Source organism: Bradyrhizobium sp. Cp5.3, assembly GCF_000426265.1.
GTDB lineage: Bacteria > Pseudomonadota > Alphaproteobacteria > Rhizobiales > Xanthobacteraceae > Bradyrhizobium > Bradyrhizobium neotropicale.
Window position 1 is genome coordinate 1 of sequence record NZ_AUFA01000011.1, and the last position, 13,839, is coordinate 13,839.

At 64.3% G+C, this 13,839-nt stretch carries 12 protein-coding genes; 8 read left to right on the plus strand and 4 right to left on the minus strand.

The genetic code is table 11. From position 1 onward, the window contains the following. A partial coding sequence (locus K289_RS44560) for a transposase DNA-binding-containing protein (protein WP_035685006.1) occupies positions 1-207 on the minus strand: 207 nt, incomplete at its 3' end. A gap of 102 nt (positions 208-309) precedes the next feature. Between K289_RS44560 and K289_RS0117490 the strand changes: the two genes are divergently transcribed. Next, positions 310-1,668, plus strand: a complete 1,359-nt coding sequence (locus K289_RS0117490) for a CHAT domain-containing protein (protein WP_084788632.1) — start codon at positions 310-312, stop codon at positions 1,666-1,668. Between the two features lie 73 nt (positions 1,669-1,741). Next, a complete protein-coding gene (locus K289_RS0117495) occupies positions 1,742-3,325 on the plus strand; it encodes a hypothetical protein (protein WP_027552726.1) in 1,584 nt (527 codons plus the stop codon). 118 nt (positions 3,326-3,443) lie between these two features. On the opposite strand, the gene ctrA is transcribed toward K289_RS0117495, so the two are convergent. Next, positions 3,444-4,145 (minus strand): response regulator transcription factor CtrA, encoded by a 702-nt coding sequence (gene ctrA / locus K289_RS0117500; RefSeq protein WP_016848562.1) that lies wholly within the window; start codon positions 4,143-4,145, stop codon positions 3,444-3,446. 400 nt (positions 4,146-4,545) lie between these two features. On the opposite strand from ctrA, the gene fliI reads away from it, so the two are divergent. From fliI to K289_RS0117530, 6 genes are all read left to right on the plus strand, one after another. Further along, complete coding sequence (gene fliI / locus K289_RS0117505) at positions 4,546-5,871, plus strand: flagellar protein export ATPase FliI (protein WP_027552727.1); 1,326 nt, start codon at positions 4,546-4,548, stop codon at positions 5,869-5,871. 121 nt (positions 5,872-5,992) lie between these two features. After that, on the plus strand, positions 5,993-6,412 hold the full coding sequence (gene fliJ, locus K289_RS0117510) for a flagellar export protein FliJ (protein WP_027552728.1): 420 nt from the start codon (positions 5,993-5,995) through the stop codon (positions 6,410-6,412). A gap of 189 nt (positions 6,413-6,601) precedes the next feature. Further along, positions 6,602-7,147: a sigma-70 family RNA polymerase sigma factor gene (locus K289_RS0117515; RefSeq protein WP_027552729.1), complete on the plus strand. Its 546-nt coding sequence runs from the start codon at positions 6,602-6,604 to the stop codon at positions 7,145-7,147. 206 nt (positions 7,148-7,353) lie between these two features. Further along, positions 7,354-8,391 carry an anti-sigma factor domain-containing protein gene (locus K289_RS0117520; protein ID WP_027552730.1) on the plus strand — a complete coding sequence of 346 codons (1,038 nt, stop codon included), beginning with the start codon at positions 7,354-7,356 and terminating at the stop codon, positions 8,389-8,391. Between the two features lie 189 nt (positions 8,392-8,580). Next, complete coding sequence (locus tag K289_RS0117525) at positions 8,581-9,540, plus strand: AraC family transcriptional regulator (RefSeq protein ID WP_027552731.1); 960 nt, start codon at positions 8,581-8,583, stop codon at positions 9,538-9,540. Between the two features lie 120 nt (positions 9,541-9,660). Beyond that, entirely contained in the window at positions 9,661-10,875 is a 1,215-nt protein-coding gene (locus K289_RS0117530; protein ID WP_027552732.1) for an NAD(P)/FAD-dependent oxidoreductase, read from the plus strand. Positions 10,876-11,057: 182 nt separating this feature from the next. Here the strand turns inward: K289_RS0117530 and K289_RS0117535 are convergent, their stop codons facing one another. Together K289_RS0117535 and flhA are read right to left on the minus strand one after the other, a co-directional pair. Then, positions 11,058-11,258 carry a hypothetical protein gene (locus K289_RS0117535; protein ID WP_027552733.1) on the minus strand — a complete coding sequence of 67 codons (201 nt, stop codon included), beginning with the start codon at positions 11,256-11,258 and terminating at the stop codon, positions 11,058-11,060. Positions 11,259-11,552: 294 nt separating this feature from the next. Further along, the gene (flhA, locus tag K289_RS0117540; protein WP_027552734.1) at positions 11,553-13,694 is read right to left on the minus strand and encodes a flagellar biosynthesis protein FlhA; all 2,142 of its coding nucleotides are present in this window, start codon (positions 13,692-13,694) and stop codon (positions 11,553-11,555) included. Positions 13,695-13,839: the final 145 nt, after the last annotated feature.

The window sequence follows — 13,839 nt, forward strand, 5'->3', positions numbered from 1 at the left end:
CTTTGTGTTGGCCCAGTCCTGACAAACCAGCGGGATGCTTTGACCCATGTCACTCCCGATTTGTGCGAGCAATTTGCAGAACCGGCGGCCAAGCCGCTGATCCTTAAACTCGCTTCCCACAGCTTCCCGATCAACCCACGCCTCAGTCTCAATGCCGGCCGTCAATCGCTGAGCACGTGCCTCCGCGCGGTCCTTCACCAAGCCCATCAAGCACCCCACGCCTCCGAATCAGGTGCTCAACAATGAATCACAACAGATTCTTCCGATTCAAGATTTCGCCCGCAGCGCGTCGTTCAAATCCGATTCCAAATGTGGGTAATTGAAAGCGTCAGGGGACCCTTACGCATTCTCGGCATGATCTCCGATCCCTCGACCAGCGAATGGCCGAAGCTCGACGTCGTCAAGGAGCGGGACCGCATCAACAAGGGCATCGACGCGCTCCAGCACGAAGGACGGGTCGACTTCCAGTGGGTCCCCGGCGGCACCGGAAAAGACCTGATGAAGAAGCTGCTCGAAGGCGAGTGGCACATCTTCCATTTCATCGGACATGGCGGGGTCGATGACGCCCAGCCCGGATCCTGCGGCGGCAGCTTCGATGAGCGCGGCTTCGTCGTGATGGTCGACGAGGACGGCAAGCCGGTGAAGAAATTCGCCTCTGACCTTGCGACGATGCTGACGGGGGCGCGCAAGAGCCTTCGCCTGATCGTGCTCAATTGCTGCGAGAGCGCTAGGATCAATGTCGGCGATCGCTTCGGCAATCCGGCGATCGGCCTGATGAAGACGGGGTGGCTGCCCGCCGTGGTGGCGATGCAGTTTCCCATCACCGACAACGCCGCGATCTCGATGTCCGAAGGGTTTTATGCCGCGCTCGCCGGCAACCGTCCGATCGACGATGCGGTGACGCTCGCCCGTAAATTCATCCAGCAGAAATCCCGGGTCGAATGGGGCATCCCCGTTCTCTACATGCGCTCGTCCGACGGCAGGATTTTTGACGTCGAAACGCCACCGCCGCCGGCGAGCCCGGTCGACGCGGGGCGCCCGTCGAAGGAGACGCTGCGGCAGCGTCGCGACGAATTCATGGACGCGCTCGGCGCTGCTCCGGCCACGATTGAGGCGCTCGAGGATCTGACCCGGCGGGGACAGGAGCTGCACAGTCTGCTCGCAAACGACAACGAGCTCTCGGTCCGGCTGGCAAAAGTCTATTTCGATCTCGGGACGCTTCAGCACAAGCAGAAGCAGATCCCGAAAGCAGCGGCCAGCTTCGCCTACATGCTGAAGCTCGATCCGGCAAAGCCCGAATATTTCGTGCGCAGGGCCAATTTCAACGTGACGGTCGGCCTCTACGAGAATGCGCTGGCCGATATCACGGAGGCGATCAGGCTCAAGCCCGGCAATGCCGAGTTCTACTGGATCAAGGGCATCGTCAGCATGACGGCCGCGGGTATCGACGACAAGCGCGGCTATCTGGAGGAGGCCATCAAGGCTTTCGGCAGGGCCGTCGAGCTGAATCCGAACGAGACGAAATACCTGGTGTCGCGGGCCAACGCGTATGCGCAGGTCAAGGACCTGGTGCAGGCCCAGAACGACCTCGACAGCGCAATTGCGCTGGCGCCCGACAACATCGACCTCCTGGTCCAGAAGGCCAAGATCGTCGCCCAGGTCGTGTGATTTTCATCATGGATCGCCGGAGCCCGCAGTGCCCGGTGCGTCCTCCAGCGATCCCTAGCGATAGGAGTTCACCGTGTCGCTCGATACTTTCGTTGAGCCGTTGAATGCGATCTTCGATTCCTTCGGCGGGCCGCTTCTTGTCGTGCTGTTCTACTGGTTCAGGTTTCACACGCTCAAGGGCACCCGCTCGTTCACGACGCGGCCGCTGTTCGCGTTCGGCCTCGCCGCCTTCATTGCGCCGATCCTGTTTGCCTATTGGCTGCTGCCGCAGAAGCTGTCGCCGCTTGCCACGATCTGGCTCCTGATCTTCGCCTGGATCGTTCCCTTCGTTCCCAGGTGGTGGCGAGGCTTCTGCCAGGAACTGGCCGGCATTCCCGTCAGCGCGCTTTCGCTGCGCGACGCGCTGGCCGCATCTCCGTTTCAGGTCCGTCCCGACGACATGCCGATCCTGCAGCGCAAGCTGTCCAGGATCGGCTACCAGATCGACGATTTTCGTGCCGTGCAATCGACCGCAATCCAGTCGCGATTTCTCAAGATCTCGGCGCTGATGCTCCATCTCGACCGTTGCGCCGAAAAGCGCGAGAGCTTCATGGAGCGCAGCGCCGATCTTCATGCCGAACTGCAGTCCGTCTACGACGCCCTGTGCTTTCGCACGGTCCGCGTGCTCAAGAGCAGCGGCGAGATCTACGGCGCGATCATGGAGGACAGCGAGGTCGAGCCGAACGACTGGCAGGCCCTCGATTCCCTCTCGACCCGCCACAGCACGGTCAGCCAGCTCCAGCTGGCCGCCCAGACGGCGGCAGGATGCATGCTGGAAGACCTGCGCAAGGACATGGATTCCCTGCTCAACAACCTTCTGCTCTTCGCCGCACGCGCGGCGCTCGCCGGTGAGTGGACGCTTGGCCGCAGCAAGCGCAGATTGGCGGCGATCGGTTTCACGCTGGCTCCGACCTCGCCCGGCATTCTGAAGCCCGTGGCGATCGTCGCCGCCTTCGCCTGCGGCTGGTGCCTGCTATGGCTGCTCGCATCGTGGACGATCGTCCATCTTCCCGGAGATCAATCCGCCGGCGTGCTGCGGACGCTCGTCACCACCCCTCTCCAGTTCATCGTGAACTTCTGGCTGGTGTACCACTTCAAGCGGCACTACGCGTTCGCGAACGAGAACATCTTCGGCCGGCTCCCGGTCGGGTTCATCCTGTCGGTCGGTCTCGTCAGCGCGCTGATCTTTTTCCCGGTGCAGGCGACGTTCGACTTCTACCAGTTTCCGGACCGGCCCTTTGGTGAGGTGGTGCTGCACGAACTGCCACTGCTGATCTTTCCCTGGGGCATCGGCGCGATGACGGCCCTGCTGGTGCAGGATTCGACGTGGGGGAGGCGGTCGCGGCAGACAAGGCAGTTGAGGGACGGCCTCGTCTTTGGTGGCGGCATGACGGTGATGTTATGGATGCTGCTTGCTATCCACCAGGTCGTGCCCATGCCGGTGATGGAGATCGTCCATGGTGTCACCGGATGGATGTTCATGCTCTCCTTCGTGCTTCCGACCTTCCTGTTCGGCTTCATCATCGGCTATGCGATGATCGGATACCTGCGCGAGGCGGCCGCGCGTTGCCCGGTCAAACGCCCCGTGCTGGCCACCCCGGTGCTTGCGGGGGTCTGAGGTCGGTTCAGAGACGCGCCCGTCCGGCCACGTTCGCCAGCCCCAAAAACAAAAACCCCGCCATTTGCGGCGGGGTCCAGGCTGGGAGGAGCGAGCCGTGGCTCGCGACTTAACCCAATCAGGCGGGGATGCGCTCGTCGGCCTCGTGCGGCTCCCGCAGCACGTAGCCGCGGCCCCACACGGTCTCGATGAAGTTGCGGCCTTCGGAGGCGTTGGCGAGCTTCTTGCGGAGCTTGCAGATGAAGACGTCGATGATCTTCAGCTCCGGCTCGTCCATGCCGCCATAGAGGTGATTGAGGAACATTTCCTTGGTGAGGGTCGTGCCCTTGCGGAGCGAGAGCAGCTCCAGCATCTGATATTCCTTGCCGGTCAGATGCACGCGCTGGCCGCCGACTTCCACCGTCTTGGTGTCGAGGTTGACGACGAGGTCGCCGGTCTGGATGACCGACTGGGCGTGGCCCTTGGAGCGACGCACGATGGCGTGGATGCGCGCCACCAGCTCGTCCTTGTGGAAGGGCTTGGTCATGTAGTCGTCGGCGCCGACGCCGAGACCCTTGACCTTGTCCTCGATGCCGGCGAGGCCGGAGAGGATCAGAATCGGTGTCTTGATCTTGGAGACCCGGAGCTGCTTGAGCACGTCGTAACCGGACATGTCGGGCAGGTTGAGGTCGAGAAGAATGATATCGTAATCGTATAGTTTACCGAGATCGACGCCCTCTTCCCCCAGGTCGGTCGTGTAGACGTTGAAGCTCTCAGACTTCAACATTAGCTCGATCGACTGCGCGACGGCGCTGTCATCTTCAATCAGCAAAACGCGCATGCCAGTTCCCCATAGTCGCCGCTCCGGGCGTCAGGTCGGCCGCATTCGCGGCACTCAACAAAACGCCTTTGAACAACTGATTCGGATCCTGACCTGAGATGGTTAACAAAATCTGATTCTGGAACGCAAGCCCTACGGATGCAATTTTTGTCGAATCGCCCTAAGGTATTGTGCAGAAGCAGCTTTCGTCACCCAGTTCCGTTCAAGTTCCACTTTAAGAGACGGGCCTAACCGACTCCCGCGACTCGGCCTTCTTCTGAAGGGTAGGCGCGCTCAGTCACAAAGACAGGTGACGCAATGATTAATGATGCGGGTAAACACGAAGTTAAGCGCCGTTCCGAAATATGGCGAAACTTAAGCTTTTCTCCATGAAGTCCAAATTCATCAAGGCGCTAGCCGCATGAAGGCTCTGGCCGAACAGATCGGCGATATCGACGGCGTCAATATTTATGGCCGTGTTGTGGGCGTGCGCGGCCTGATGGTCGAGGTGGCCGGGCCCATTCACGCCATGTCGGTGGGGGCGCGGCTCGTGATCGAGACCGGCGCCAACCGTTCCATCCCCTGCGAGGTGATCGGGTTCTCCGGCAGCAACGCTGTGGTGATGCCATTCGCAGGTCTCGACGGTGTACGCCGCGGCTGCAAGGCCGTCATCGCCAACGCCGCCAACCAGGTGCGGCCCTCTGCGGCCTGGCTCGGACGAGTCGTCAATGCGCTGGGCGAGCCGATCGACGGCAAAGGGCCGCTGCCGCAGGGAACCTCGCCGATGCCGTTCCGCAACGCGCCGCCGCCGGCGCATTCGCGCAAGCGCGTCGGCGCGCCGCTCGATCTCGGCGTGCGCGCGATGAACACTTTTCTTACCTGCTGCCGCGGCCAGCGCATGGGCATCTTCGCCGGTTCCGGCGTCGGCAAATCCGTGCTGCTCTCGATGCTCGCGCGCAACGTCGACGCCGATGTCAGCGTCATCGGGCTGATCGGCGAACGCGGCCGCGAGGTGCAGGAATTCTTGCAGGACGATCTCGGCGAGGAGGGGCTGGCCCGCTCCGTCGTGGTGGTCGCGACCTCGGACGAGCCGGCCTTGATGCGGCGCCAGGCCGCCTATCTCACGCTCGCGGTCGCCGAATATTTCCGCGACGAGGACAAGGACGTCCTGTGCCTGATGGACTCGGTGACGCGCTTTGCCATGGCGCAGCGCGAGATCGGGCTCTCCGCCGGCGAGCCGCCGACCGCCAAGGGCTATACGCCGACCGTCTTTACTGAACTGCCGAAGCTGCTCGAGCGCGCGGGTCCGGGCTTGGGCGAGGGCGCCATCACCGCGATCTTCACGGTGCTGGTCGACGGCGACGATCATAACGAGCCGATCGCGGACGCGGTCCGCGGCATCCTCGACGGGCATATTGTGATGCAGCGCTCGATCGCCGAGCGCGGCCGCTACCCCGCGATCAACATCCTCAAATCCGTCTCCCGCACCATGCCGAAATCGGCCGACCCGCAGTTCTGGCCGACCATCCAGCGGGCGCGCCAAGTGATGGCGACCTATGCCGACATGGAGGAATTGATCCGGCTGGGCGCCTACCGGGCCGGCTCCAGCCCGGAGGTCGACGAGGCGATCCGGCTGCACGAGCCGCTGGAGGCGTTTCTTCGGCAGCGCAAGGACGAAAGTGCATCCCTTTCGGACGGCTACCGCCAGTTGGCGCAAATCCTCGCCGATTTGGAAACGGAACGCTAACTTTGTCAGTTCATCATCCGCTCCCACAGAGTAGCCAAGCCGGTCTGGGCCCCAATCGGGCCTGTGGGGAGACCGGTGTCGTCCCACGTGCAGCTAGGGGACTTCTGGGGAGTACGAGTCGATGAAGTCACGTGAAACCCTCATCCGTCTGAAGAAGTTTCAGGTCGACGAGAAGCGCCGCAGGGTCGCCCAGATCGAGACCATGATCGCCGACTTCCAGCGGATGTCGACCGACCTCGAGCGCGAGATCCTGACCGAGCAGGAGCGCGCCGGGATCAACGATCCCTCGCATTTCGCTTATCCGACCTATGCCAAGGCCGCGATCCAGCGCCGCGAGAACCTGACCCGTTCGGCCGACGAGCTGAAAGGCCAGCTCGAGGAGGCCAAGGCCGTGCTGGGCGAGGCCTTCGAGGAGCTGAAAAAGGTCGAGTTGCTGGACGAGCGCGACCAAGCCCGCGAACGCGCCGAGGAAAGCGCTCGCGAGCAGGCCGATCTCGACAGCATCGGCCTGATGCGGGCCCGCATGGGCGCCATCGCCTAAGGGTGCCGCCAGCGACCCTCTCGCCGAGAATTTGCGAAGCCCGGGCCCGCAAGGTCCGGGTTTTCGCATTTGCTGTCCACAGTGTGGCGTCCCCACCCCTTGGTCACGGGCTTTTTCGCGCGCTATGGTAGTAGGGTGCCAAAGGCCCGGCGCGGAGAAGCGACAGGGCGGCGCGTGTTGGGGGGCTGAATGCTGACGCCAGCAGAGCTGGTCGGGCTGATCGCAGCGGTGGCGAAGGGCGATGAGGCGGCGTTCGAGCGTCTCTACGGCGCCACGCGCGCGAAACTTTATGGCGTCGTGCTCCGTATCTTGCGTCGACAGGATCTCGCAGAGGAGGTCATTCAGGAAACCTACGTCAGAATCTGGCACAGCGCCGGCCAGTTCAATCCCGCGCTGTCGTCGCCGATCACGTGGATGGCGTCGATCGCGCGCAACCGTGCCATCGACCTCGTGCGCAAGAAGACGGAAGCCTCCATCGAGGAAGAGCCTCAGGCGATGGAGGTCGCGGCCGACAGTCCTGATCCCCTGGCTCGCCGGGAGATGACGGAGGAATTGAAGCGGCTCCTGGAATGTATCGGCCGGCTCGAGCCGGATCGTCAGAGGCTCGTGCTTCTCGCCTATTACAACGGCTGGAGCCGCGAGCAGCTGGCGGAGAAATTTGCCGCGCCCGTCAACACGGTGAAGACCTGGCTGAGGCGCAGCATGATGGACATCCGGGAGTGTCTTGGACTTTAGAGGATGACGAGAGTGTACAGGCCAGCGCGGCGTTCTCGGTTCACCTCTCCCATAGGGAGAGGTCGCTTTGCATCGGAAGATGCAATGCGGGTGAGGGGCCTCGCTCTCTCGTGGGACCTGAACCCCTCACCCGATTTACACTGGACGATGCTTCGCATCGCCAGATGCAAATCGACCTCTCCCTATGGGAGAGGTGAAGGACGCTGATGGCCTACCCGGAAGACCATATCGCGCTCGCCGCCGAATATGCGCTCGGCACGCTCGAGGCCGACGAGCGCGCGCAGGTCGAGGCCATGATGGCGGTGGACAAGGACTTCGCCGCGATCGTGCAGGCCTGGGAATTCCGCCTCGGCGTTCTCAACCAGATGGTCGGATCGGTCGAACCGCGGCCGATCGTGTGGGAGAGCATCAAGTTCGCGATTGCGCAGACCGCCGCATCGCAGCAGCCATCCGCAGCGCAGGAGCCGGCGGTCGCGGAGCAGCCACCTGCACCTCAGGAGCCGCCGGCGCTGCTCGATGCGCCGCCGCCAGTACCTGCGCCGGAGCCGGCCGCGGTGTCGCAGCAGGATGCCTCGGAGGTCACGTCGGACTTCGTGCCGCAATTCGTGCCGCAGGTTCACGCGCCCGATCCTCACGTCGCGCCCGTCACGAGCATTCCGGTCGTCGACGACCGCAACGTGATCCGCCTCGAAAGCCGCGTGAAGCGTTGGCGCAGCATCGCGTCCGTGGCCGGCGCGCTCGCGGCCGCGCTGCTTGTGACGCTGTCGCTCCAGATCTTTCAGCCCGACGCGCTGCCCGGCGCGCTTCGTCCCGCACCGCGCATCCAGACCGTCGAGGTGAAGGCGCCCGCCGCGCCGGTCCTGCCGCCCTCGCAATATGTCGCGCTGTTGCAAGGCCCGAACGGCGGCCCCGCCTTCATCCTCACCATTGATGGCGCGACCAGGAATTTCACGGTGCGCAAGGTCGGCGCGACGCCGGAGCCCGGCAAGAGCTTTGAGCTCTGGCTGATCTCCGACAAGCTGCCGCGCCCGCGCTCGCTTGGTGTCATCGGCGCCAATGACTTCACCGCGCGTCCGGTGCTCGCCTCCTACGACGCCGACGTCGTCAACAACGCGACCTATGCCGTCACCGTCGAGCAGGCCGGCGGCTCGCCGAGCGGCCAGCCGACCTCGGCACCGGTATTTTCCGGCAAGCTGATCGAGACCGTGCCGCCGCCCCAGCCGCAGGCGCCGACGAGGAAGTAGGCCGCTGTTGAAGTCGTCGCCCGTGAGGCGATCATGTCGCCACTGTCCATTTCTCCGTCGCATTCCGACAAGCCAACCCCGCTTTTCTCTGCTCTTTGAACCTCAGTGCAGTTCGCTGCGTCAAATGCGCGCAATCGAGTTTCGGCGGCGCAAGTTGCTGCGCTGGAGAGGGCAAGGGCGAGAAGTCAAATGGATGCAGCGAAGACGCCGGGCATCTTCTTTCACCAATATGCAGGGCTGCCGCGCGGCCCCGCATTCGAGCAGTGGCGCGACAGGGCCTGCGGGCCATGCGGCCTCGATGTCGGGCCGAGCCATGGCGACAGCATCGATTGCCGGCTGCAGATCAGTGTGATCGGAGACATCGCGCTCGCCATTCCCGAAGGCACCTCGGCGCAATATTCGCGCACGCAGAGCAGCCTCGCCGACGGCAGCGATGATCTCGTGCTGATCTCAGCGCATGCGGGCCTCGTCCGCGTCGAGCAAAACAGCCGCCCCATCGAGCTCACGCCGTCGCAGATGATGCTTGCCGACATGAGCGTCACCGGCGCGGTCGGCCACACCGATCAGGACCGATTCACCACCATTCGCATGCCGCGCCGTGCGCTGCTCGAGATCAGCCCGCGCGCCGAGGACAAGCTCTCGCAGGTCCTCTCCGACGGTGCGGTCGCCGAAACCATCTTCCGCTATCACGCGCTCGCGGCCAATAACGGCCCGCATCTCGATGCCATCGGCCAACGCCTGACCGCGCAACACATGGTCGATCTCGTCGGCCTCCTGCTCGGCACCGATGCCGAGCACGCAAGCCTCGCGCGCGGCCGTGGGCAGGCGGCGGCGCGTCTCGATCTGATGCGCGCCGACGTGATGGCCGCGCTCGGTCGCAACGATCTCTGCCTGTCCGAGGTCGCGGCGCGCTCGGGGCTGAGCCCGCGCCAGGCGCAGCGGCTGTTCGAGCAGGCCGGCACGACCTTCACCGAATTCGTGCTGGAACAACGGCTCCTCCTCGCGCGAAAACTGCTCGGTGATCCCCGCGCCAGGGCGCGCAAGATCAGCGACATCGCGCATTCGGCAGGATTTTCCGACTTGTCCTACTTCAACCGCGCCTTCCGCAAGCGCTTCGGCGCAACGCCATCGGAATTGCGCGGGGTGTAAGCCCCAGCCGCAATTCTGCATCGCCGGTCGGGGCCGTTGCGGTTGGTCTGTCCGGCCGGATGCGCTATACAGGTTGTGACGAGCTTTTCGGACTTATCGAGGACAACGCAGTAGGCGGACATGGCGCGTATCGTCGTGCTCGGCGCCGGATTTGCAGGGCTGTGGGCCGCCATCGGTGCCGCGCGCATGCGCGCGGAGATCGGCGCGACCGACATCGAGATTCATCTCGTCGACCGCAACCCCTACCACAACATCCGTGTGCGCAATTACGAGGTCGACCTGAGCGACGTCGCGCTTCCGCTTCCGCAGCTGCTCGATCCGATCGGCGTCAGCCACGCCATCGGAGAGGTTGAGGCCATCGCCCCGGCGCGACGCGAGATATCGCTCGTCACGAGCCGCGGCAACGAGACGCTGGCTTACGACCGCCTGGTGCTCGCGCTCGGCAGCGAAGTGATGCGCCCCGACATTCCGGGGCTCGCGCAGCATGGCTTCGACGTCGACACCTATGCCGCGGCGCTGCGCCTCAAGGCCCATCTCGCGGTGCTCGGACGTAGCGCGCCGTCACCGGGGCGCGCGACCGTCGTCGTGGTTGGCGCGGGTTTTACCGGCATCGAGGTTGCAGCCGAAATGCCGGCCCGGCTGACGCGCGCCGGCATCACCGGCGGCCGCCGCGTCATCCTGGTTGATCCCAACCCCGTGGTCGGCGCAACCATCGGCGAGCACGCGCGGCCCGTCATTGAGACGGCCCTGTCTTCGCTCGAGGTGGGGACGCGTCTCGGCGTGCGGGTCGAGTCCATTGCGGCTGCCGGCATTCGTCTGAGCTCCGACGAAGTCATCGCAACGCAGACGGTGGTCTGGTGCGCGGGCATGCGTGCAAGCCCGCTTGCTGCCAGCCTGCCGGGCGCGCGCGATCGCCTCGGGCGGCTGCTGGTCGACCCCTTCATGCGGGTTGCGGATTTGCCTGGGGTGTTCGCCGCCGGCGATGTCGCCTCGAGCGTGGTCGACGGGCTGCATCCAACCGTGATGTCCTGCCAGTTCGCCCGTCCCATGGGCCGCTTCGCCGGCCACAATGTGGTGGCCGATCTCGCCGGCCAGCCGATGCTGCCGCTGCGGATCGACTGGTACGTAACCGTGCTCGATCTCGGCGATTGGGGCGCGCTCTACACCGAAGGATGGGACCGCGAGGTGCGCACGACTGGTGCAGCCGCGAAGGCGACCAAGCAGACCATCAATTGCAAGCGCATCTACCCGCCGCTCTCGGGCAGCAAGGACGACCTCTTCGCCGCCGCCGCGCCAACCGTGCAGGCACCGCCACCAACCTATGGGGCGCGATAGTGCGTGCATGCCGCACCTTGCTGCGCTCGCAATGACGAGTTTGCTCCAGAAATGAGAAAGCGCCCGTGGGGGGCGGGCGCTTTCCGTAGTCGACTTGGGGTTGGGGTCGTCTACATATCCACGTGGCGACTTTGGGGGGCTGGTAAAGAGCCGCGTGAATTCCTGAAACTCGTCAAAACTCCTTAGCGAACGAGAGATCCGTTCGAGCTGGTGATAGCGACTGGCTTGCCAGCCTTGATGACGCGGGCGGTTTGGGTCAGACCTTCATCCGAACCCGAGCGTGCCGCGATGCCGAGGCCTGCCACCGCGATCCCTGCGACGAGCGCCACGACCACCACCTTCAGATGGGTCGAGCGATCCGCGCTGTAGATCGAGTGGTTCATGGAAGCCTCCTGCCGCCATCTACCCGAAGTAGTCGCTACCCTGTTCGGGCAGGTTCATGCTTCCGATGCCCAACAACCTAGTATGGAGAGGATTCGTTCCCAAGGGGGGATCACAAGAGCGTGAAAGGACGTGAACGGCCGCGATCAAAATCGGTCGCGGCCCGTTCGATAATATAATTATTTCAAGGCTGTAATGTACCTGTATGGCGCCTGAACGGCATCTGGTCGACAAGGCGCCAGGAACTCAAAAACCATTTGCCTGTGGCTGAAAAACACACGGCTTCTTAAGGCAAATCAGACGCTTCCGACCGTTTTCAACCTCGCCCTGGGGTGGATTTCCGCCTGCGACAGCACGGTGGTCTGGGCGCGGAACCGCTCGACCAGAGACCGCACGAAAGGACGAATAGCCGCAGAGGTGACCAGCACCGGCGCTTCGCCTTCGCGCGCGGCACGCTCGAACGCTTCGCGCACGGCGGTCATGAACTCCGACAGTTTCGAAGGCTGCATTGCAAGGCTGCGCTCTTCGCCCTGGCCGACAATGGACTCGGCAAAGGCCTGCTCCCACCGCGCCGACAGCGCGATCAGCGGCAGGTAGCCGTTGTAGGAGGTGTTCTGCGCGCAGATCTGCCGCGCCAGACGGGCACGGACGTGCTCGACCATGGTGGCGGGATTGCGCGAGAAGGCGAGGGAGTCGGCGATGCCTTCGAGGATGGTGGAGAGGTCGCGGATCGAGATGCGCTCGGCGAGCAGCAGCTGCAGCACGCGCTGGATACCGGAGACCGTGACCTGCGCCGGCACGATGTCCTTGACCAGCTCGCTCTGCTCTTTCGGCAGCTCCTTGAGCAGCTTCTGCACCTCGCCGTAAGACAACAGGTCGGACATGTTGGCCTTGAGCAGCTCGGTGAGATGGGTCGAAAGCACGGTGGCGGCATCGACGACGGTGTAGCCCTTGAGCGAGGCCTCCTCCTTGAGGCTGGCATCGACCCAGGTCGCGGGCAGGCCGAAGGTCGGCTCGGTGGTGTGGATGCCGGGCACCTGGACCTGATTGCCGCCGGGGTCCATGACCATGAACTGGTTCGGCCAGATCTTGCCGGTGCCGGCGTCGACCTCCTTGATCTTGATGATGTAGGTGTTGGCTTCGAGCTGGACATTGTCGAGGATGCGCACCGCCGGCATCACAAAACCCATCTCGATCGCGAGCGAGCGGCGCAGCGCCTTGATCTGCTCGGTGAGGCGGTCGGTGCCGTCGGGGCCGTTGACGAGCGGCAGAAGCGCGTAGCCCAGTTCAATCTTGAGGTCGTCGATCTTCAGCGCCGCTGAGATCGGCTCTTCCGCTGCAGCGGCGCCCGGCGCGCCGGGCGTTCCGGCAGCAGGGGCACTCTTGGCGGCTTCCTCGGCCTTGACGGTGGTCTTCTTGTGGTTGCGCGCCTGCCAGGCCAGCGCGCCGGCGCCGGCCCCGAGCGCGAGGAACGGGATGGTCGGAATGCCCGGCAGGGCGGCCAGAACGAGCATTACCGCCGAGGACATCGCGAGGGCCTGCGGGTAGCCGGAGAACTGCTTCATCAGCGCCTTGTCCGCCGCGCCGGAGACACCGGCCTTGGAGACGAGCAGGCCTGCCGCGGTCGAGACGATCAGCGCCGGCACCTGCGTGACGAGGCCGTCGCCGACCGTCAGCAGCGTGTAGCTGCGTCCGGCGTCCGCAAAGGACAGGCCCTGCTGCGCGACGCCGATGATCATGCCGCCGACGACGTTGATGAAGACGATCAAAAGACCGGCGATGGCATCGCCGCGGACGAATTTCGAGGCACCGTCCATGGCGCCGAAGAAGCCGCTCTCGTCCTCCAGCGCCTTGCGCCGCTCCTTGGCGACCTTCTCGTCGATCAGGCCGGCCGAGAGGTCGGCGTCGATCGCCATCTGCTTGCCGGGCATGGCATCGAGGTGGAAGCGCGCGGCGACTTCGGCGATGCGGCCCGAACCCTTGGTGATGACGACGAAGTTGACGATGATCAGGATGGCGAAGACGATGATTCCGATCACGAAATTGCCGCCCATCACGAAGCTGCCGAAGGCTTCGATGACGTGACCGGCCGCATCCGTGCCCTCGTGCCCGTGCGACAGGATCAGGCGAGTCGAGGCCATGTTGAGCGACAGCCGCAGCATGGTCGAGATCAGCAGGATGGTCGGGAAGGCGGAGAATTCCAGCGGCGCCTGGATGAACAGCGCCGTCATCAGGATCAGGATCGAGAGCGTGATCGAGATCGCCAGGAACAGGTCCAGCACGATCGCGGGCAGGGGCAGGATCAGCACCACGAGGATGGTGAGGATGCCAAGCGCCAGCGCGATGTCACCGCGCTTGAGGATGTTGCCGATTTCGGTGAGGGAGGGGAGGGTGGGCTTCGCGCCGCCTACGCCCTGTCCCGCGGTGACGTCGACCATGGTAGCTGCCTCCCCGCGCGATTGCCGCCCGCGCGCCCCAAACGCCTGCGCGGTGGCCGATGGGCCACCGCTCCGAAAGTGAGGCACCGCACTGGCGTCCACGGGGGCTCCCGTTTTACGCGGCTGACGACACTCGACTTCACCC